The 20814-nt window shown below is 65.2% G+C and carries 16 protein-coding genes and 1 pseudogene; 4 read left to right on the top strand and 13 right to left on the bottom strand.

The genetic code is table 11. The features are described from left to right. Positions 1 to 17 precede the first annotated feature (17 nt). The 8 genes and pseudogenes from ACNANG_RS06445 to ACNANG_RS06410 form a co-directional block, all read right to left on the bottom strand. Entirely contained in the window at positions 18 to 1505 is a 1488-nt protein-coding gene (locus ACNANG_RS06445; protein WP_420226490.1) for a FepA family TonB-dependent siderophore receptor, read from the bottom strand. A gap of 298 nt (positions 1506 to 1803) precedes the next feature. Next, positions 1804 to 2199: pseudogene (locus ACNANG_RS06440) on the bottom strand (TonB-dependent receptor plug domain-containing protein); the annotation flags it as partial. Positions 2200 to 2470: 271 nt separating this feature from the next. Beyond that, complete coding sequence (locus tag ACNANG_RS06435; protein WP_420227466.1) at positions 2471 to 4102, bottom strand: c-type cytochrome; 1632 nt, start codon at positions 4100 to 4102, stop codon at positions 2471 to 2473. Then, positions 4102 to 5733, bottom strand: coding sequence for a GMC family oxidoreductase (locus ACNANG_RS06430; protein ID WP_420226489.1), 1632 nt, complete (start codon positions 5731 to 5733; stop codon positions 4102 to 4104). The genes ACNANG_RS06435 and ACNANG_RS06430 overlap by 1 nt, the downstream gene beginning before the upstream one ends. Before the next feature lie 22 nt (positions 5734 to 5755). Beyond that, the gene (locus ACNANG_RS06425; RefSeq protein ID WP_420226488.1) at positions 5756 to 6310 is read right to left on the bottom strand and encodes a sugar dehydrogenase complex small subunit; all 555 of its coding nucleotides are present in this window, start codon (positions 6308 to 6310) and stop codon (positions 5756 to 5758) included. Positions 6311 to 6370: 60 nt separating this feature from the next. Further along, positions 6371 to 7066, bottom strand: a complete 696-nt coding sequence (locus ACNANG_RS06420) for a TetR/AcrR family transcriptional regulator (protein ID WP_420226487.1) — start codon at positions 7064 to 7066, stop codon at positions 6371 to 6373. A gap of 182 nt (positions 7067 to 7248) precedes the next feature. Beyond that, positions 7249 to 8256, bottom strand: a complete 1008-nt coding sequence (locus tag ACNANG_RS06415; protein WP_420226486.1) for a Bug family tripartite tricarboxylate transporter substrate binding protein — start codon at positions 8254 to 8256, stop codon at positions 7249 to 7251. Positions 8257 to 8315: 59 nt separating this feature from the next. Further along, positions 8316 to 8834: an RraA family protein gene (locus tag ACNANG_RS06410; protein ID WP_420227465.1), complete on the bottom strand. Its 519-nt coding sequence runs from the start codon at positions 8832 to 8834 to the stop codon at positions 8316 to 8318. A gap of 10 nt (positions 8835 to 8844) precedes the next feature. Here ACNANG_RS06410 and ACNANG_RS06405 point away from each other — a divergent pair, with 10 nt between their 5' ends. Next, positions 8845 to 9123, top strand: coding sequence for a hypothetical protein (locus ACNANG_RS06405; RefSeq protein ID WP_420226485.1), 279 nt, complete (start codon positions 8845 to 8847; stop codon positions 9121 to 9123). Positions 9124 to 9250: 127 nt separating this feature from the next. Next, on the top strand, positions 9251 to 10111 hold the full coding sequence (locus ACNANG_RS06400; protein ID WP_420226484.1) for an IclR family transcriptional regulator: 861 nt from the start codon (positions 9251 to 9253) through the stop codon (positions 10109 to 10111). Positions 10112 to 10214: 103 nt separating this feature from the next. Here the strand turns inward: ACNANG_RS06400 and ACNANG_RS06395 are convergent, their stop codons facing one another. The 5 genes from ACNANG_RS06395 to ACNANG_RS06375 form a co-directional block, all read right to left on the bottom strand. After that, the gene (locus ACNANG_RS06395) at positions 10215 to 11228 is read right to left on the bottom strand and encodes an ATP-binding protein (protein ID WP_420226483.1); all 1014 of its coding nucleotides are present in this window, start codon (positions 11226 to 11228) and stop codon (positions 10215 to 10217) included. Then, positions 11228 to 12430, bottom strand: coding sequence for a hypothetical protein (locus ACNANG_RS06390; RefSeq protein ID WP_420226482.1), 1203 nt, complete (start codon positions 12428 to 12430; stop codon positions 11228 to 11230). Before ACNANG_RS06390 ends, ACNANG_RS06395 begins: the two co-directional genes overlap by 1 nt. 205 nt (positions 12431 to 12635) lie before the next feature. Beyond that, positions 12636 to 12914: a BrnA antitoxin family protein gene (locus ACNANG_RS06385; RefSeq protein WP_420226481.1), complete on the bottom strand. Its 279-nt coding sequence runs from the start codon at positions 12912 to 12914 to the stop codon at positions 12636 to 12638. Then, complete coding sequence (locus ACNANG_RS06380; RefSeq protein WP_420226480.1) at positions 12901 to 13182, bottom strand: BrnT family toxin; 282 nt, start codon at positions 13180 to 13182, stop codon at positions 12901 to 12903. The genes ACNANG_RS06385 and ACNANG_RS06380 overlap by 14 nt, the downstream gene beginning before the upstream one ends. Before the next feature lie 93 nt (positions 13183 to 13275). Further along, positions 13276 to 13689, bottom strand: coding sequence for a hypothetical protein (locus ACNANG_RS06375; protein ID WP_420226479.1), 414 nt, complete (start codon positions 13687 to 13689; stop codon positions 13276 to 13278). A 566-nt stretch (positions 13690 to 14255) separates the two neighbouring features. Between ACNANG_RS06375 and ACNANG_RS06370 the strand changes: the two genes are divergently transcribed. Next, positions 14256 to 20390, top strand: a complete 6135-nt coding sequence (locus tag ACNANG_RS06370; RefSeq protein WP_420226478.1) for a cadherin-like domain-containing protein — start codon at positions 14256 to 14258, stop codon at positions 20388 to 20390. After that, positions 20387 to 20800, top strand: coding sequence for a hypothetical protein (locus ACNANG_RS06365; protein WP_420226477.1), 414 nt, complete (start codon positions 20387 to 20389; stop codon positions 20798 to 20800). The genes ACNANG_RS06370 and ACNANG_RS06365 overlap by 4 nt, the downstream gene beginning before the upstream one ends. Positions 20801 to 20814 lie beyond the last annotated feature (14 nt).

Below are 20814 nucleotides of genomic sequence, written 5' to 3'. Positions count from 1 at the left end.
GCGGTCGGCCTTGTGCTTTAAAAGGAAGCCGTCATCGTGACGTATAGCGACCGACCGGGCTCGTTGTAGGTGTTGGCGCCCGCGCCGCTGCTGTTGTTCTGGCGGAATAGGCGCTTGTCAAAAATGTTGTTTATCCCGGCGCGGAAGGACAGTGACTTGCTGAACTTGTAGCCAGCGCTCAGGCCCACCAGCGAATACGATCCGCGATCGCTCAACGCATTTCCCGTCGACGCGGCGCCGGCTTGTGTCAGGGTGCGGGCTTTCTGCTTGCCGTAGAAGGTGGCGTAAATCTGCGCCGAGACCTTGTCGTTGACGGTCCAGTCCAGCGTCGAATTGACGGTGTACCGCGGAATCATTGACAACGGCTGTCCGGTGGACTTCTGCTCGTTTTCGATCATGTAGGTGCCGTTGTTGATCAGCTTCAGGACGTTGCCTTGTTCACCGATCAGCGGGACGGTCAGGTTGCCTTCCAGGCCCTGCACGATGGCCTTGCCGGCGTTGAACCACTGGAAGGCTTGTGACTGCGCGCCGGGCACGCCGATGACGATGGGTGCGCCCTGGTCGAACATGTCGGCGGCGATCTTGTTGTTGTAGTAGTTGTGGAAGTAGGTCAGCCCCGATACCCAGCCGCGGCTGTTGTAGGCAATCCCGATTTCCTTGTTGATGCTGGTTTCCGGAGCCAGGTCGGCATTGCCCAGGATGTAGCAGCCGGCGCCCGCATTCGGGAAGTTGACCGGGCAGCCTTGGCCCATCGTGTAGTACAGGTAGTTCGGATTCGACTGATACAGATTCGGCGCCTTGAACGCCCGCGCAATGCCGCCCTTCAGGGTGATCTCATTGGTCAGTTGATACGACGTATTCAGGCTCGGGCTCCAGTTGGCGCCAAAGTTGTCGTGGTGATCGAAACGCAGGCCGGGCGTCAGGGTCAGCGTGTCGGTCAGTGCGATGTTGTCTTCGGCAAAGAGGCCGGTCAACGACGCGTCGGCCTTGCCGTTGCGGCTGGCCGCGTTCACCAGCTGCCCCGTGTTGTCGGCCTGCGAGTTGCCATACGGGTCGTTCAGTTTTTCCGTCCGGTGATCGAAGCCGAAGGTGAACACCTGGCTGGTGCCGAACAGCTGCGAGGGCATGCTGTATTCGCCGTTGACCAGGTAGTTGTTCAGTTCGGACGTCGACTTTCGCAGCGCGGCCTGGATGCTGCCTTCCGGACCGCCCGCCAAGCCTTCGTTGAAACGGGTGTTGTCGGTGCCTTCGTAAGAGAAGGTCAGGCGGGAACGATGGCCGGCGCCCCAGTCGCCACGATGCGTGACCGATGCGGTGCGGCGATACAGCGTATTGGTTTCGGCGCCGGCCTGCGCGAGTTGCGTGGCTTCGGCCGTGCCATCGGTGCTGACCGCGCGGTCGCCTGCGTAGATGTTGCCCTGGCGGCTGAGGCCGGCATTGAAGTCGATGGACTGCTTGTCGGTCAGGGCCCAGCGCACCAGGGCATTGATGTCCCGATTGCGCACACCTTCCCGGCCGGCCGGGGGTGATGCCGGTGGCGAACTGCTGGTTCAGCGCCAGGCTGTCCGCTTCGGTCTTGGCCACGTTGCCGAACAGGCGGAACGACAACTTGTCGGCCAGCGGTCCGCTCAGGTTGAAGCCGAGACGTTTCGATCCGCCTTCGGCACTGTGTTCCGGGAACAGCGAGTACACCGTGACCGACCCGGCGTACTTGTCGGTAGGCGGTTTGGTAATGATGTTGATGACGCCGCCAGCGGCGCCCGACCCGTAGCGCGCGGCGGCCGGGCCGCGCAACACTTCAATGCGTTCCACCGCTTCGGCCGGCACCCAGTTGCTGTCGCCGCGCGTGTTGCGTTCGCCGCTGCGGCCCATGCGGGTCGAGTTGCGTGAGCTGACAGGAATGCCATCGATCAGGATCAGGGTGTTTTCCGGACCCATGCCGCGCAGGTCGATCTGGCGGTTGTTGCCGTACTGGCCCGACGAACTGTTGCCCGTGAGGTTGACGCCCGGCATGGTGCGGATCAGTTCGGACAAGTCATTGGCAGGCGGGCGCTTTTCCAGGTCTTCCTGGGTGATGACCGAGACGCCCGGCGCTTGTTTCAGTTCTTCTTCGGCCGTGCCGAGCACCTGCACTTCCGACAGTTCTTTGGGGTCGGTGGCCGCCACCCTGGCCGGTTGCGTCTGGGCGACGGACTGCATGGATACCAGGGCCATGCTGATCGCCAGCGCAAGCGGGTGGATACGGGTGACCGGGTAACGAACAGGCATGACACAACACTCCGGAATACATGAAAGCGAATGGCAGGTAGCGACGTGCGTCGACACGCCGCTAGCTGTGAATGCGAGTAATTTACATTCGCATTCATATGGGCGACCCAACTTTGCTTTTCTTGACAGAAGGTGTTGTGCTGCTGATGAACCCTGTGAAGGGTTCAGGGTTGGCTCTCCAAGACGTTGCCCGCATCAACGATCAGCGTGCTGACGGCTTCCGCCGGCGCCGCAGCCGCGTTGCGATTGCGGCCAGCAGCACGATCGCCACAACCCCAGCCGCCATGCCGATCCGCGCCAGCGTCACCAGGTTGGATCGCGGGCCGCCTTCGCGGATCTGCTGGACGTCCTGCGCCGACACCTTCAGCGCCGGATCGCCGTGGTGGTCGAACACGTAGTTTGCCAACTGCGCGATCTCGTCATTGTTCAATGCGGTCAAGGCGTTGGGTTGCCCGCCGAATGGAGGCATGAACACCTGGCCGGACGGGGTATTGCGATCCACGCCGTACAGGATGGTAGCGACCAGATTGCTGGGGCTGGCGCCCGCGGTGGCCGAATTGCTGAAGAGGCTGGGGTAGTAGGCGTCCGGGGTGCCCTGGGCGTTGTAGCCATGGCACGACGCGCAGTTGGCCGAGAACAATTGGCCGCCTGGGCTGCGGCCTTGCATGCCGTTGACGTAGCCTTCGCCGCGAAAGTCCGGCAGGTCGTTGGCGGGCGCACCGTGTTCGAAGCGGGTGCTTGCCGCCGACCTGTGCGGTGCCGGGGCCTCCGAGGCCGAGGCTGCCGGACTGTCTGCGGCCGAATCCGCCGACCCTTTAGAAGACGCTGCCGATGCCGGGGCTGCCGATGCCGGGGCTGCCGATGCCGAGGCTGCCGCATCGCCCGCCGCCCCGGCCATTCGCACGGCCGGCACGTCCCGCACATACGTGGCGATCGCGTTCAGGTCGGCGTCCGTCAGCTTGCTGAAACTGAACGAGATGGCTTCGGCCATGCTCCCGGCTGCCTGCGCCTTGCCTTCGACGCGGCCGGTCCGCAGGTAGGTCACCAGGTCCTGTTGCGACCAGGTGCCGATGCCGGTGGCCTTGTCGGGCGTGATGTTCGGTGCGTACCAGGGGCCGACTTGCGCACCGGCCAGGCTCTTGCCAAGTTGCTCCTGCATCATGAAGCCGCGCGGCGTGTGGCAGGTGCTGCAATGCGCGGCGCCCAGGGTCAGGTAGCGGCCACGGTTCCATTCCTCCGACTTGTTGACATCGGCAACCAGCGGCGCGTCGGGCACGAACAGCAGGTTCCAGCCGGTCATCAGGAAGCGCAGGTTCATGGGGAAGGGCAGGGTGGTGGCGGCCGTTTCGGTGTCGACCGCGTCCACGCCGTGCATGAAGTAGACGTACATCGCGTGGATGTCTTGGTCCGTCATCACCGCGTAGGACGGGTAGGGCATGGCGGGATAGAGGTGCGCGCCGTCGGCCCGTACGCCTTTGCGCACGGCGTTCGAGAACTGCTGTTCGGTGTAGTTGCCGATGCCGTGGGTGGTTGAGGGCGTGATGTTGGTCGAGACGATGTCGCCTACGGGGGACGACATGACGAGGCCGCCCGCCATGGGTTTGCCGTGGTGCGTGGTGTGGCACGCGATGCAGTCCGATGCCGTCGCCAGGTAGCGGCCACGATCGATCATGGCCGGGTCGGCAGAAGCGGCAACGGACCGATTCACCGGCGCAGCAAGAGCAGGCGCGGCTGCGGAGGGATCCGCAGCGTGGGTCGCCATCGTTGCCGTCATCAGCGCCAGCGCCACGAGCGAGATGCTTGATCCCGATAACCCTATGTACGAACGTCGCATCACGCCCCCTTCGCCTGTTTGACCAGCGCGTCGGCGGCCTTGAAGGCCAGCGCCACCATGGTAATGGTGCTGTTGCCGCAGGCGGTGCTGGGCATGGCGCCGCCGCCCGGCAGGAACAGGTTGGCGTGGTCGTGCGAACGGCAGTCGGGATCGACCACCGAATTGCCGGGATCGTTGCCCATGATGGTGCCGCCCATGATGTGTTTGCTTTGATTGAATTTTGGGGTGACCTTGACGTCGGTCGCGCCCATCGCGGCCGCGATTGTGCGTCCGATGGGCAGTGAATACTGCTCGGCCGACTTGCGCACGTAGTCGCCCACGTCGTAGTGGATGGATGGTTTGGGCAGGCCCAGCCAGTCCTTCTTGCTGGACAGCGTCAACCGATTGTCGGCATGCGGCAGCATTTCGTGCGCCAGGATGATGTCGGCCGTGCAGGCTGTCTGGCGGCGGATTTCCTGGTCCAGCGCCTTGCCGACCAGGCCGGTCTTGAGCGCGTTGAACGTGACGAACCGGTTGCGGGCAAAGTTGTTGAAGCGGAAGTACGCGCCGGCATGTTCGCTGCGAAACGCGCCCTGCGACGTTTCCATGATGCCGCTGTTCACGACCGGGCCGACGCCCGACCAGTACGGTTCGGCCAGGGTGACCGACAGTCCCAGTTGCGGGTGGTCCATCATGTTGCGGCCGACCTGGTCCGAGCGGTTGGCCACGCCCTTGGGATTGCGGTCGTCGGCCGACATCAGCAGCAGCTTGGGATTTTCCAGGCCATTGCAGGCCAGCACGAAGTGCTTGCCGGTCACGCGGTGGCTGACCTTGTTCTGGTCGAAATAGTGGACGGCTTCCACCTGTTGCCGCGCATTGGTTTCCACGCGGTAGGCCACCGCGTCGCTGAGGATGACCGCTCCCTTGGCTTCGAGCCGGGCCAGCGCGGTGGCGCCATCGTACTTGGCGCCGATCGGGCACACCGGCACGCAGTTGTTGTTGCCGCAACAGGCCGGCCGTTCGTCGTAGGGCACGCCGCTGTTGCGGGCCTGCGCGGTCGGAATGTTGGTGTAGCCCAGCGTTTTCACAACCTCGGTAAAGCGCTGTTCGCCCGGGCTGAAGGGCAGCGGTCCCATCGGGTAGGGCTTCGAACGCCGGGGCGGCCATTGCAGCGCCGGGTCGGACGGGCCGCAGATGCCCAGCCGGTATTCGGTGCGGACGTAGTACGGTTCGAGCGTGTCGTAGTCGAATGCCCAGTCGCGGCCCACGCCATACAGGGACTGAAGGCGCAGGTCGTCGGGCGTCATGCGCCAGCAGGTGCCGGCCCAATGCCAGGTCGATCCGCCCGCATAGCGGATGAAGGTCTGGTCGTACGAGTCCGGACCGGTCAGCTGCAGATACGTATCGTCGGGATTGCCGGTGGGCGGCATCGGGTGCGGCGCCCAGGGCCTTGGCGGGTAGGACGACGACGCGCTCCCCTTCAGGCCCAGCGGCAGATTGCGGAAATTTTCAACGATCTGCGCGCGGGACACGCGGGGGCCGGCTTCGAGCATCAGGACCGAGACGCCGGCATCCAGCAGCTCTTCGGCAATGACGATGCCGACGACGCCGGTGCCGACGATGACGACATCGGCGGAGGAAGGTTGAGTCATGGGTTATTCCGGAAGAGGGCGCTCAGAAGCGAGGCAGGGGGCTCAGCGGCACGGTGACCTGGCGCCATTGGTTGGGGCCCGAGATGCCGTACGACGGGATGGTGACGACGTCGATCGTGGTCTGGAAGGTCAGCGCCTGTTCGAACGTAAAGACCGTGGCGGTGGGCTTGGCCGACGACACGCCCGTGTACCAGGCAAAAATGATCCAGTGCGCCAGATCCTTGGCTTTGCCGTCGGGAATGTCATCGAAGAAGTCTTCAACGATCGTGGCCTGCTTGCGCTCGGCAATGCCGATCAGTTCGTCGGTCAGCGCCTGCAGGTCGGCGTGATCGCTGGCCGCTGTCTGCAGGATGCGCGCGCCCACGCGCGGGTCGAGCCGGTGATTGACCAGCAGGTTCGACAGGCGCATGAAGCGCGCCAGTTGCGTGGGATCGGGCGCGGGCCGCGCCGAAGCCGGCAAGGCCAAGGACGGCAGCGAGGCGCCGGCAAGATAGCTGCCCAGCAGCGCGGCGCCGCCGAACAGCACGGTTCGCCGCGAAACGCGCGGCAAGGCGTTGGGAAGGGAATAGTCGGACATCGTTGGCTTCTTGCGTCATCCTGGTAAGGGCAAGAAGCACATGCGCAATTCTTGCCCGGGTCAAACGGGCGGACCCGCCGTTGTCGGCGATTCCGGATCGGGCGCGGCAAGGCCCTGAAGTACGAAGCGGACGACCTCGGCCATGACCGGTGCGATGGTGGCCATGTCCAGCGTGGGGTCGACTGCGGTACGCACGGTCAATCCATCGAGCAAGGTGTGGATGACGGACAGGCGCGCCTTGAGCTCGGCCTCGGTCATGGGCCGCAGCTCGGGCGCATCCTTGAGCCGATGGCACACACGGGTCACGGCACTGGCATCGGCCTGTTGCAGCACGGCGCCAATGGCGGGATTGCGAATGCCCTCGGCCAGCACTTCGAGTGCGAGCGACGCGCGTTCGTGACCCAGCCGCAACTGCATGGCGTCGGTGAACAGGTCCGCCGCGGCCTGCAGCACGCCAACGCTTTCGGATGCCGGTTCTATGCGGTCGGCAATGGCCAGCCGCTCGTCCGTGTAGCGGCGCACGATGCCATCAACGATCGCTTCCTTGTTGTCAAAGTAGTGATAGATGTGGCCCGGGCTCATCCCGGCAACGGTCGAAATGCGCTGAATGCTGGTGCCGCGAAAGCCGTCTTTTCGAAAACATTCGGCCGCCGCCTCCAGCACCTGGTTGCGACGCGCGTCGGCTCTCGACCATTCAACGTTCGGCGCGGCGTCCACCGTTTTCGCTGCCCGTGTGTTCCGTCTCAATGTGGCCACCTCTTGGCTCTTCTATACGCGAGTTTAGAATGATCATTCTAAATTTAAGCTGAACGAGGCCGGCATGCGCGCCGATCAAGGGCGCATGCCGGCCTCGTGGACGGGTCGTGACTCATTCAAGAACGGCTGCAGTATCTCGCAACTGACCGGCGCTTCCGGGGTAGGCGGATAGTCAGCCCCGCCTACTCGCCCGGTTTGATCTGATTGGTGTCGATCACCTTTTTCCACTTGGTCCGCTCCTTTGCGGAAAAGTCCGTGAAGGTGTCTGACGGCATGGGCATCGTGACGCCGCCCAGGGTGGCGATGCGCTCCATCACCTCGGGGTCGGCCAGGGCCTGCCGGACCGCGCCCGACAAGGTGGTCACCACGTCCCTGGGCGTGTCCTTCGGTGCAAACAAACCGAACCATCCGTTGGCTTCGAATCCGGGTACGCCACTTTCGGCCACGGTCGGCACCGATGGCAGCAAGGGACTGCGTGCAGCGCCGGTCACCGCCAGGGCTTTCAAGCGGCCGCCCTGGATCATGGGCAACAGGGTGCTGATATCGCCGGACATGAACTGCACCGTGCCGCCCGCCACGTCGTTCATGGCGGGCGCCGCGCCCTTGTAGGGAATGTGGACCATGTTGACCTTCGCCATGGTATTGAGCAGTTCGCCCACCAGGTGGTTGGTCGTGCCCGTGCCAGGGGACGCAAAGTTGATGGCGCCGGGCTTGCTACGGGCCAGGGCCAGCAATTCGCCCACTGTGTTGGCGGGCAGGTCTTTGTTCGCGGCGAGCAGGAAGGGCACGGCGGCAATGCCGGCCACCGCCACCAGGTCGCGGGCGGGATCGTATTGCAGCTTGGGATCCAGGCTCGGGCTGACCGCTATCGGACCGTTGCTTCCAAGCAGCAGGGTGTAGCCATCGGGCTTGGCGCGCACCACGTTCATGGTGCCAAGCGCGCCCGCGGCCCCAGGCCGGTTTTCCACCACGACCGTCTGGCCCAACTGCCTGGACAGCGACTGCGCGACGGCCCGGGCCACGGCGTCGGTCCCGCCGGCCGGGGCAAAGGGCACTACCAGTTTGATGGGAGATGAAGGATATGGCTGCGCCACGGCGGCGGCGGGCAGCGCGGCTGTCGTGACCGCCGCGGCCAGCAAGGGCAGGGCGCGGCATGCAAGGGCGCCCAGCATGCGGATAGCTGAGAACATGGGTGTCTCCTGGAGAAGGGAAAGCGGGGCGCGGACGGCCCCTGCCTGCTGGAGCAGGTCTAGTCGTAACGCTTGCGGAAAAACGGACGCAATTCGGAGATCGGCGCCTTGGACTCGATCAGGGCGCGCATATGGTCTTCGGCGCCACCCACTCGCTCGGCCTCGTCGATCAGCGGGACGACATGCTCGGCCGGGACCACACATATGCCGGAATCGTCGGCCACGATCAGGTCGCCGGGATACACGACCACGTCGTGCACACGCACCGGTCCGTTGATCTCCATGGCTTCCATGCGGAACTTGCCTGTAATCGGGGTCACGCCGGCGGCCCAGACGGGGTAGTCGATCTCGCGGATGGCGGGCAGGTCGCGCACGGCGCCGTTCACGATCGCACCGACAAAGCCGTGGGTCTTGGCCACCAGGGCCGACTGTCCACCCATGTTCGAGACATCCAGGTTGCCCGCAAAGTCCGCGACCAGCACGTCGCCCGGCTCTGAAAGATAGTAGATCTCGCGCGTCGACATCTTGATTGGTTCTTTGTCGATGTAGCCCTGGGTGGGCGTCTTGCGTTCCGGAATCGAGCGCAGCGTGACGGCATTGCCGACGATTTTTTCCCTCGATCAACGGCTTGATGTAGGACGCCGCAATGACGCTCTGCACACCAAATCCGTCCAGCAGATCGGACACGGTCGTGGTCAGGTCCGGCAGCGCCAGGTAGCGGTCGATGACCTCCTTGGGCGTGCGCGGGAACTTGATCTTCGTGATGCGTTCAACGGGCACCTGGCCCCAGATGCGGCCCTGGGCCTTGTATTCCTCGTAGTCGTTCAGTACTTCCTGTCTGTTCTGGGTCATGTTGCCTCCGATTAGGTTTTCCAAGAATATCGGAAGAAATTATTTCCTACAAGACGAGAAAAATTGTTTTTCGCGGCGAGAGGCGTTTTCAGGATGCAGCGCTGTGCGATCATTGGGCCCTTCTTCCAGACTGCGGCCTCCGATGTCCCCACGTATTGCCACGACTTCAGACACTTCGGATCCGGTGGACGCACTGTCCAGTCCGGCCGACCCCGGCGGCGGGGGCAGCGCACTGTCCCGGATGCTCGACATCTTCGACCTGTTCTCCCCCGACGCCACGGTCATCCAGATCGACGGCGTTGCCGAACATCTTGGGGTGGGCCGGTCGACGGCCTATCGCTATCTGCAGGAACTGGGGGAGCGCGGGTTCCTGGTCCAGCGGGGCAAGGGTCGTTATGCCTTGGGCCCGCGAGTGATCGAACTGGAACGGCTGCTGCAGAATTCCGATCCGCTGCTGAACGCCGGCAAGGTCGTGATGGCGGATCTGGCGGACCTATGCCAGAACCGTACGCTGCTGCTGTGCACCTTGTTCAAGGACCGGGTGCTGTGCACGCATCAGGTCGGCGCGAACGACATTGTCTACAACAAGGAAAAGATGCCGATCTATCGCGGGCGGGGATCGGTGCTGCCCTTGTTCCAGGGCGCCGGATCGCAGGCCATCCTGGCCTATCTGGCGCCCCATCAGATCCGTGCGTTGTACCTGGCCAAGGCTGCCGAAATCCGTGACGCCGGATTGGGTGACGACTGGAAAAGTTTCCGCGGTGCGCTCGCTGCGATCCGCAAACAAGGCTATGCCGCGACCGTGGGGCGGCGCAATGCCAAGGTGCTGGCGCTGGCCGTGCCGGTGCTGACCGTGGCCGGGCAGGTCGTGGGCAGCCTGCTGCTGTTGTCGCCCAACACCGAAAAGGAGCGCGAGACCGTGCTCGGCGTCGTGCCGCGCCTGCAGGACGCGTCGCGGCGCATCGGGGAACTGGAGGACAAGCCGGTCGGCGCACGGAATTGATCGCATGCGCAGGCTGGCGCGGCGCGTGATCCCCCGCGTTGCGGGACGCGCCCTGCGGGACGCGCCTGTGGGACGGGCGTGTGGACGCGCCTGTGGGACGCGCTTAGGTCCCTGGCGCCGCCCTGATGGTCTCGATCCCGTCCAGCAGCGCGCCGATCGCGACCGGCTTCGTCAAGTGCAGGTCGAAACCGGCCTGCATCGCGCGTTGGCGATCTTCCAGCTGGCCGTAACCGGTAATGGCGATCAGCACCAGGTCGCTGGGCAGGCCGCTGGCGCGCAGCCGGCGAGCCAGAGTCAAGCCATCCATGTCGGGCAGGCCGATGTCGAGCACGGCGATGGCAGGGGCAAATTCGGCGGCCATGGCGAGGGCGGCGGTGGCCGAGTGCGCGACACGCACGTCGTGGCCGGAGACAGCAAGGGCTTCGGCAATGGTGGCGGCGGCATCGATGTTGTCGTCGACCACCAGGATGCGCGCGGCCTGGCGCGGTGGGGACCAGGGTACGGACGGCGCGGCGGGAATGGCTTCACCGCTCAAAGGCAGGTCGACGCGAAATTCGCATCCCTGGCCAAGGCCGGCGCTGTGCGCGGTGATCGTGCCGCCGTGCATGTCGACGATGCTGCGGGCAATGGTCAGGCCAAGGCCGAGGCCGCCGGTCGATCGTGCAATCGACTGGGGCGCCTGATAGAACGGCGTGAAGATCTTTTCCAGGACGTCGGCGCTCAAGCCGGTGCCGGCATCGGTCACGACGATGGTCGCGGTCGATCCGCTGCCATCGACGCGAACCTGCACGGGCGCATCCGGCGAATGCCGCACGGCATTGCCAAGCAGGTTCACCACCAGTTGCTGAAGGCGGGCTTCGTCGCCCTGCACCCAGACGTCGTGCGGCGGCAGCACCAGCGTCAGGGGCGCGGACCGCCTTGGTACGGTCGCCAGAATGGACTCGTGCGCCCGCGTCACCAGCGCGTTCAGCAGCACCGGCTGGGTGTTCAAGGACAGCTTGCCCTGCACGATGCGCGACACGTCGAGCAGGTCGTCGACCAGGCGGTGCAGGTGGGTGGCCTGGCGGCGAAGGATCTGCCGTTCGCGTTGATAGATGTCGCCGCCGCGCAGGTCCATCAGGTCCAGCGTGGAGACGATAGGCGCCAGGGGTTGCGCAGTTCATGGCCAAGCACGGCCAGGAAGTGGTCCTTGGCGCGCGCGGCTTGCTGCGCCTGGTCCAGCGCAACGCGCAGCGACCCCAGCGACCGGTTGAGGTTGCCAAGCAGCGCTTCGCGTTGTTGCTCGACCGCCAGACGGTCGACCGACGCGGCCTGCAGCGAGGTGGCCAATTGGTCGATCTCGCGAATGCCGCAAGGATGGGCGCGGACCGGCCGGCCCTGGCCCAGGTCGCCCGCCTGCTGTTGCAGATCGTTGATGCCCGCAATGATGCGGCGGGAGATGGCGCGCGCCGCCTGCAGGCAGGCGAACAGGGATAGCGACAGCGCGGCGGCGTACATGGCCAGTGCGGTCCACAGGGCGCGGTCAAGCAAGGACGTGGGCGCGCCGACGATGACCGATATCCCCCAGCGGGGGAGCTTGGTAATGCCGGCGACGGACTCGATGCCCTCGCCATTCAATGCCGTACCGTTGCCTGAGATCTCGACGCCCGCCATCAGATCGATGAGGGACGGGGTGATTGGTTTGCCCACGAAGGCGCTGTGTTCCGGGGCACGCGCCAGGCGTTGATTTTGCGGATCGGCCACGGTGATCACCCAGCCTGGCGGAATGTCCTGTCGCAGCAGGATTTCGTGGATGCGGTCGGGCAGCAAGGCCGCCGACACGACGTACTGCACCTGACCGCCCGATACGACGGGCACACGCACGGGCATCGCCAGGCCGCCGAACTGTCCTGCACCGACCTGTCCCACGACCGACCGCTTTTCCTCCAGCACCTGCTTCAGACTGTCGGGGTCCGTCAGCCGCACTCCGTTCGAACCGTAAGGCATGCTTGACCGGAAAATGATGCCCCCCTTGCCGTCGGTCAGGATGACCGAGCGCCAGTACGGCCGCGCGCGCACCGCATCGCGCGTCACTTCGTAGAATTCTTCGAGCCGGCCGCCGGCCAGGTAGGGATGGTAGGAGAGGGTGACCAGGGCCGCGACGGTGCTTTCGATCTCGGCGTCCACGGCGGACGCGAGCGCCCGCGACATGTCGAGCGTGGCGCGTTCCAGATCGGCGTGATGCTGGTTGACGACGGCCTTGATGCCCCACATGCCGAGCAGCGCCAGCGGAAGCAGCCCCGCGCCGATCAGCAGGATCAGCAGGAGCCGCAATGACAAGGGACGACGGGACGACCTGACTCGGGGCAACGGCAACGTCCTTGGTGGGCTGCGTTCGCGCACATGCGGCGCGGCGTCCGGCGTGGGCGGACAGCGGTCGCCATATTACCCGAGGGCGATCAAGCAACGCCCCGAACTTTTGGTGTGAGTGCAAGCTGTCGTATTTCTGCGCTGTTAGCGCGGCTGTCTGTGCGGGCTGTCGCTTTCAGCGGCTTGCGAGCCAGGATTCGAGCGCCGAATTGATGCGCGTCTGCCACCCTGGGCCCGTCGCCCTGAACTGCGCAAGGACCTCTGAGGAGAGCCGGATGGTGATGCGCTCTTTCGTAGTTTCTGCTTTGGGCCGGCCGATGCGCGCCTTCCGACTTGCTACATCCCATTCGGCATCGGTCATGACGTAAGCGGCGGAGTCGTCGGCCGCGGCAGCGTCGATCGCCGCATCTTCCTCCGGTGTAGGCAGAATTGTCCCAGGCTTAAGTTTCGGCATAGCGCTTGACCTCTCTCGTGTTGGCTTTTCGAAGGCTGATGATTCGACACTGTCCATTGCGCACGACATAGACAAGGCAATGTAGACGCGCGCCGATATAACCGATCGAAATCAGCCGCTCTTCCACATAGCAGTGGCGGACGTCTTCCAGGGTGACTGCCGTGTCCCACTCGAAATAGGCGGCCTCGGTCAGCGAAGTCTTGTGTTTGGCAAGGTTTGCGCTTTCCTTGGCCGGATCGAACGTGATTCGCGGATTTATTGTATGCACATTAAGTCTTCAGGCAAACGATTGCCTGAATGACGTCACGGTGCCGCGAGATCTGGATAAGGAGTCTCCAAGCGCAGTGCCCTTGCCGGCGCCTTACCGCGCCATCGACGTCACGATCGGCTTGGCCGTTTCTTCGACCTTGTCGACATTCATCGTGCTGACCAGTCCGTACAAGGTCCCTGTCGCAACGATCAGCATGATGGCGGACTGGGCGCGTTGGGACAGGAAAGGCTGCCCGCGCTGGATGCGCCGGCGCATGACCAGGAACGTGATGAAGCCGGCCAGGACGGCAATGCTGGCGCCGACGCGCCAGGCGGTGGGGTAGATGACAAAGGCGGCGGGCAGCGTGGCGCCGTTCAGCGCATAGGGGTAGCCGTTGCTTGGGTCGTCGGCATAGATGCCGATCGATATCGCGATGATGCCGACGGTCAGAACGATCAGCGCGAGCCAGCCGAAGGCCTTGAGGGTGAAGCCAGCGGGTGGCGGGGAAGGATGTGTCGGCGTCATGAGCCACCTTGCGTCAATGAATGAGTAAATCCACGAGGCGGATGCGATGCGTAACCGTCCCGTCGAAGAAGCGACACTGTAGCGAAAGTTGACGCGAACGATCGGACGCAGCCGCGTCCCGGTCGTGCGGAATGGACCGGCGACCCTGACGGCGTGGGCGGGACCGATGGTGCGAACGAGCAAGTGCGTGTTGAGAAAAACTGTAAGAAAAAGCGGAAGCCGATCGTCAGTGTTTAGTCAGGCAATTTTTTTCCTCGTAACAAGCCGGCAAGAAACAGGGCATTCAGGTTTGCGACAGTTTTAGACTGGCTTTGCAGCAATTCCAGAGATTTCGGTGAGATTTCTGCGCGATCCGTCAAGAACCTCGTGCAGATATCCGTGCAGTCGTGAATGTCGCAACACCCGGCATGTAACAGCGAAAGGAAGGCTTGGTCGGTTGCCTTATAGTCCCTTCCGCCATTTGGACTACGTAAATTTCTGTAGTCCTTATTCCGTAATCGACATGCCAGGCACGGACCGTATTCCTGTAGGGACGTGCGACGCATTCCGCTACCCAGATCCGCTTCATGACCCAGCCTCGCGCCTTGCCTGCACATCCCCGTTCACCCTCGTCGAATGCGGCGTTTGCGCCAAGGACGCAGTTGCTGGCATTGGAAGCCCGGACCCTGTTTGACGGAGCGGGAGCGGTCGCGGCCGACAAGCCGCAGGATGCCGGCGCCGGGCACAAGGACACGCCCACCGATACCCAGGCGCGTTCAACCCAGGCCCCGGACCGCACACCGGCGCAGGATGCGGCGCGCACGCCATCGGATGAAGCCGCGTCGCCACGGCGTGAAATCGTATTCGTCGACCCGGCCGTGACGGGCTGGGAGCAGATCGTCGCCAATGTGCGGCCCGACGTCGACGTGGTGATGCTCGACGCCAGCCGCAACGCGCTGGAACAGATCGCCGAAACCGTCTCCAGCGGCGCGCCTGTCGACGCCATTCACATCATTTCGCACGGTTCCGAAGGCGAACTGCAACTGGGCGGCGCCGCGGTGAACCTGGCGTCCCTGCCCGGCGAGGCCACGCGCCTGGCCGAGATCGGCAGCCACCTGACCACCGACGGCGATATCTTGCTGTACGGCTGCTCGATCGCCGAAGGCGGCTCGGGCGCGGCTTTCCTCGATGCCCTGTCGCGGGCCACGGGTGCGGATGTCGCCGCGTCCACGGACGCCACGGGCGCCGCGTCACGAGGCGGCAACTGGACGCTGGAATTCCAGACGGGCGGGATCGAGACCACCGCGATTCGGGCGACCAGCTTTGCGGACCTGCTGGCCGCGCCGTCGGTCACCGCGCCAACGACGGGGATTCGTGTGGTCGAGCCCAGCGTGCTCAATCCGGGCGGGCCCGGTGCGTCGACCGCGACCCTGAGCGGCTGGGCGGTGGCCGATGACGGACTGGGGTCGACAACCCTGTCCGTGGATGTGACGCTGGCCGACACGACCAAGGGCACCCTGGGCGACGCGAGCGGGCAGGGCACCGCGATCACGGGCGGCTATCGCCTGACCGGCACCGCTGCGGACCTGAATGCCTGGATCAACCAGATCACCTTTACCGCGGCCGATGTCGAGCTGGGCGCCACGGCGGCAACCACCAGCCTGACTGTCCGCGTGACCGATGGCGAGGCCACGCCGCTCAGCACGTCCAAGACGATCGAGGTGACGGTGACGCCATCGAACGATCCGGTATTGGTTGCGGACGGCAACCAGGCGGTCAGCGAAATCGGCAGCACGGTCATCTCGTCCGCGCTGGTGCCGGTGGATCCGGAAGTGGCCGCCGGCACGCAGATGAACGCGCAGATCGTGTATCGGCTGACGTCGGCGACGACCCAGGGTTACCTGAGCCTGTCGGGTACGCGGCTGGGCGTGGGCTCGGTGTTCACGCAGGCCGATGTGGTGGCCAATCGCCTGACCTATACCCACACTGCCACGGGCGCCACGCAGAATACGGCCGACACTTTCAGCGTGTCCGTGAACGATGGCGCGACGCCGCAGGCCAATTCCGACACGGCCACCGTGACCTTGACCATCACGCCCGTGAACCAGGCGCCAACCGTTGGCGGCAGCGGAAGCGTGTTCGAAGGCCAGCCGCGCGACGCGACTGACGGCGGCGTGCCACGCTCGGTAGTGGGCGATTTCATTACGGCGACCGGTGGCGGAGATCCGGGCGATGACGCTGCGCTGACGATCGCGATCACGTCGCTGCCCACGCATGGGACGCTGCATTTTTCAGGAACGGCCACGATCAATGGTGTCACGACGACCATCGACCGCGACCTGACCGCGGCCGACCTGACAGGCGCGGGCTTCGTGATGGCGTATGCGAGTCGATCAGGCCTGACCTATAGCAACGACGGCGTGGACGGTCCCGGCGGCCAGCCACCCGCCGACGGCTTCAACGTTTCGGTGACGGATGCGGGCGGCGGCACGGGCGTGCCGGCCACGGCCAACGGCACGATCACCATCAATGTGCGCGCGGTTGACGACGATCCGACCTGGGTGGCGTCGAGCACGCGCGAAGCCACCGTCACCGCGCTGGGCGCTGACAACACCGCGTCGACTGCCGACGATTACCGGGTCACGCTGACATCCGCCATGGTGCAGGCGCTGGATGTGGATTCGGGCGATTCGCAGCTCAGTTTCGTGCTGACCCAGTTGCCGGCCAGCGGCCTGATCCTGCTCAACAATGCGCAGCTGGATGTCGGGTCCACCTTCACGATGGATGACGTTCGCAACGGTCGGGTGCAGTACCTGCAGACCGCCACGCGCAATGACGCCAATCCGTCGGACCAGTTCCGCTTCCAGGTGCGGGACAACGCCGTGGCGCTGCACTGGGACGGCGCGGGCGCGCAGTTCGAGCGGCCAGGCGGCATCTATGACAGCCCCGCCGCCAACGCCGCGTTCACGACCTTTGCGTTTACCGTCAACCTCGTACAGACCACACCGGTCTACACGGCCCCCGGCGGTTCCGTAGCGCCGACCCCGGCGCCTGCCAGCACACTGACGACCGCCTATGCAGGCACGGATCCGGCCACCGGCACGCCGATCGGCCAACTGACCGAAGGCGGCAGCGTCGTGTTGCTGGGGGATGACGGGAATCCCGCCACGCCGATCATGCTCAATTACACGGCGACCGGTGTGTCGCCGTCGCAGGTCGTCTACACGATCACGAATCTGGATGCCGCCGGCGTCATCGCCAAGAACGGCGTTCCGCTGGCAACCTACGGCACCTTCACGCAACAGGATCTGAACGACGGCATCGTCACCTTCACGCACGATGGCGGCGAAGACTTCGAGTCCAGCGTCACCTTCAAGATCTCGGCGGGTGGCGGCTCGACCGGCGCACCCCTGATCGCCGATAACGTCGTGTTCCACTTCTACGTCACCCCGGTCAATGATGCGCCGACCGCGACGGGCGGCGCGAACATCGTGATGCCGGAAGGCGGCACGCAGGTCATCACGACCGGGCAATTGAGCTTTGGCGATCCCGACGACGCGAACAGCGCCGAGAGCTATCTTGAAAACGTCACCTTTGGCGGCGCCGACGACAGTTTTGCCTTGAACAACGGCGCGGGCGGCTCGGATCCGCTGCGCTTTCGGGTGACGGCGCTGCCGACGCATGGCGAACTGCAATGGAATGACAACGGCACCTGGCGTGCCGTGACCGCTGCCGATGTGACGGGCCAACGTCTGTTCGCTGCCAGCCTGGTGACCGGCGCCGCCGGCACGTCCGGCCTGCGCTACGTGCACGATGGATCGGAAGCGAACGCGGACAGCTTCTCGGTGGTGGCCCGCGACAACCGCGGCGCCGAAAGCACGGTGGGCACGGTCGCCATTGCGGTGACGGGCATCAACGACGCGCCCGAAATCGCCCGCGACCCGACCCAGGCGGACCCGACCACGGCAGGCCGCTCGCCCAACAATATCGGCGGCGCGCCGGCCAACAATCCGCTCACCATCGTGGAAGAAGGCGACTTCGTCCAGCTGACGCCGGCGATGTTGCAAGCCTACGATCCGGACTCGACGGCGATGCAGGTGCAATACCGCATCACCGCCGCGCCGGCGCAGGGCCGCATTGCGTATTCGACCGACAACGGCGTGACCTTTGCCACCATCGGGGTGGGTTCGTCCTTTACGCAGCAGGATATCGCCAGCGGCCGGATCTACTACATCCATGACGGCACGGAGCCAAGCAGTACGGGCTATCCGGGCACGCCCGACGACACCTTCCAGTTCACCATTGCCGACGGCGACAAGGAACAGACCGGCAACGCCTTCTGGATCTATGTGCAGCCCACCAACGATGCGCCGGTGGTGACCGCGCCGACCGGGCAGATTGTGATCGACAGTCTTACGCCCGCGAACAACCCGGTTGTCGGCTTCAGCGTGGCCGATGCGGATCTGGTGTCGCTGGCGCCCGTCGAAACCGATTTCCTGCAGGTGACGGTGCGGTTGCTGACCGAAGCCGGCGTCGCCTTCAATCAGGCGGCATACAGCGACGTCACGCTGGGCTATGGCGCCGGCGCCGGTGCGACGGTCGATGCCACGCAGAATGGCAACCAAGCCCTGCTGACGCTGCGGGGGACGCGGGCGCAGGTCAACGGTGCGCTGGCGGGACTGACCGTCACGTTCGCCAATGACCGCGATGCGATCTATCAGGTCGAAGTGCTGGCCGATGACCGCGTCCGCGATGTGGCCAGCGGCGCGCTCGTCGACACCGATGCCGGCACGGCGGGCGTGCAGGTCAAGGCCAACGGCGGCGCGCTCAACCAGACGCAGACGCCGCCAGGCAATCCGACCGTGGTGCCTGCCACCGAGTACGACTGGTACAGCGCCGCCGTGCCGGCCGACCATCCGAACATCGGCGCCAAGTCAGTGGTGGTGTGGGCTTCGAACCAGAATGATCCGCAGACAGTCACGGTGCCGGGTGCGCAAACGCCGGCCGAGGACACCGCGTTCACGTTCAGCGCGGCCAACGGCAATGGCATACAGATCAGCGACGTCGAATCGGATGTCTTCAAGCTGCCGGTCACGCTGACCCTGACGGTCACGGACGGCGTGCTGGACGTGGGCGCCCAGACCGGCGTCACGGTCACGGGCAGCGGCACGGCAACGGTGACGCTGGTCGGCACCGCGGCAGACATCCAGTCCCGGCTCGATGCCGGCTTTACCTATACCGGCAAGTCGCAATTCAACGATACCGATACCCTGACCGTCACGTTGACGGAAGGCCAGGCGGCCATCGGCGGCGATGTCGGGAGCGGCAGCGTGGCCAATGCGCCAGTCACCCGCACCGTGGCGCTCGACCTGATCGCGGTGAACGATCAGGCCACGGTCACCATGCCCGGCTCGCCGGTCGCGGTGACGGGCGATGGCACGCCCCAGGCCATTACTGGCGTGTCGGTAGGGGACGCCAACGACTTCGGTGGCAATTCCGCCGGCGTGCAGCCGGGCGAAACGGACTTCATCCAGGTCACCGTGCGGCTGACGGATACGGCCGGCGCCCCGATCACCGATTACACGGGCATGACCTTCGCGGTGGCCGGCGGCGCGACTATCGATACGACCTATGGCGGCGTGGCCGCGCCACTGGTGCTGCGTGGCACCGTGGCCGCGGTGAATACGGCGCTGGCCGGATTGACGGTGTCCGTGACAGGTGACCGGGACGCCGCCTATCGTGTACAGGTCCTGGCCGATGACCGGACGCGCGATGCCAACGGTGTGCTGACGGGCGGCGCCAATGGTGGCGCGGTCAATCAGCAGCCGGGCCTGCCGGCCGTGCCGGCCACGGACACGTTCGCGGCCGACCCGGTAAACACGCCAACCGCGACCGCGACCGCGCTGTACAACGTGGCCGTGGGCAGCGTCGAGCTGCGCGCCTCATCAGTCAACGATGCGCCGGTCAATGTGTTGCCAACGTCGTTCACCGTGGCCGAAGATGCCGGCGCGACCGCGGTGCGCGACGGCTCGAACCAGTACATCCAGATCACCGATGCGGACGACTTCGGGTCGACCATGACGGTGGTGCTGACGGCAACCAACGGCACGCTGGCGCGCAGCACGACGACCGGTGTGGCTGGCGCCTTGTCGGGTGCATCGATCACGCTGACGGGCAGCAAGACCGACGTCAATACCGCGCTGCGCACGCTGACCTTCACGCCGACCGCCAACCTGCAAGGTGCCGTGGGGATCGCCAGCATCGCGGTGTCGACAACCGACACTTCGCTGGACGGCGTGTCGGGCAACCGGCAGACCACGAACAGCCGGCTGGACATCGCCATCACGTCCGCCAACGACCGGCCCACGATCAGCAGCAACGTGACGCTGCCGGCGGGCACCGAAGAAGTCCCTGGCACCGGCGCGACCATCAGCAGCCTGGCGCTGGGATATAGCGACACGACCGACAACCAGTCGGGCGTGACCAACGCCGGCACCGGCGTCAGCGGGGGCAACACGGCCACGGCCTTCTCCTACCTTGCGATCATCGGTTCGACCTCGTATACCGCCGCGCAGGGCGCGTGGCAGGTGTCCGATGGCGCGGGCGGCTGGATCACCATCCCGCCCTCGGGGCTGACCGCCAGCAATGCGCTGGTGTTTTCGTCGAGCCGCGACATCCGCTTCGTGCCGGCCGCCAACTTTTTGGAACGCCGGGCACGTTGAGCGTGGTGGCCGCGGACGCAAGCGCCGCCATCACCACCAGCAACAGCGCATCGGATACCAAGTCCCTGGCAAGCAACGGCGGCACGTCGGCCACGGGCGCATGGAGCAATACCGGCACGCCCCGCACCATCGGCACGACCGTTGCCAATGTCAACGATCGGCCGACGGGCGCCAACACCACCCTGACCGCCACGGTCGAGGACGCCACCAATCCGTCCGGCGCGACGGTGGCCGGGCTGGGTTTTGGCTATAGCGACGTGACCGATAACCAGAGCACGGGCGGCGCGAACATTCCCGGCGGCGGAAATGCATCCACGGCCTTCGGGGGATTGCCATCGTCGGCAACGCCGCCAGCGCCGCGACCGAAGGTGTCTGGCAATACAACGACAACGCGGGCTCGGGGTGGGTGACGATAGGCAGCGGT

The organism is Pigmentiphaga litoralis (assembly GCF_048632615.1).
GTDB lineage: Bacteria > Pseudomonadota > Gammaproteobacteria > Burkholderiales > Burkholderiaceae_B > Pigmentiphaga > Pigmentiphaga litoralis_B.
Note: the sequence above shows the minus strand (reverse complement) of the source record. Positions and strands in the feature narration are given on the sequence as shown.

Coding starts and splice junctions, on each gene's coding strand:
- ACNANG_RS06435 (WP_420227466.1), bottom strand. CDS start 4,102: ATGCGACGTTCGTACATAGGGTTATCGGGATCAAGCATCTCGCTCGTG.
- ACNANG_RS06430 (WP_420226489.1), bottom strand. CDS start 5,733: ATGACTCAACCTTCCTCCGCCGATGTCGTCATCGTCGGCACCGGCGTC.
- ACNANG_RS06425 (WP_420226488.1), bottom strand. CDS start 6,310: ATGTCCGACTATTCCCTTCCCAACGCCTTGCCGCGCGTTTCGCGGCGA.
- ACNANG_RS06415 (WP_420226486.1), bottom strand. CDS start 8,256: ATGTTCTCAGCTATCCGCATGCTGGGCGCCCTTGCATGCCGCGCCCTG.
- ACNANG_RS06400 (WP_420226484.1), top strand. CDS start 9,251: ATGTCCCCACGTATTGCCACGACTTCAGACACTTCGGATCCGGTGGAC.
- ACNANG_RS06395 (WP_420226483.1), bottom strand. CDS start 11,228: ATGGACCTGCGCGGCGGCGACATCTATCAACGCGAACGGCAGATCCTT.
- ACNANG_RS06385 (WP_420226481.1), bottom strand. CDS start 12,914: ATGCCGAAACTTAAGCCTGGGACAATTCTGCCTACACCGGAGGAAGAT.
- ACNANG_RS06375 (WP_420226479.1), bottom strand. CDS start 13,689: ATGACGCCGACACATCCTTCCCCGCCACCCGCTGGCTTCACCCTCAAG.
- ACNANG_RS06370 (WP_420226478.1), top strand. CDS start 14,256: ATGACCCAGCCTCGCGCCTTGCCTGCACATCCCCGTTCACCCTCGTCG.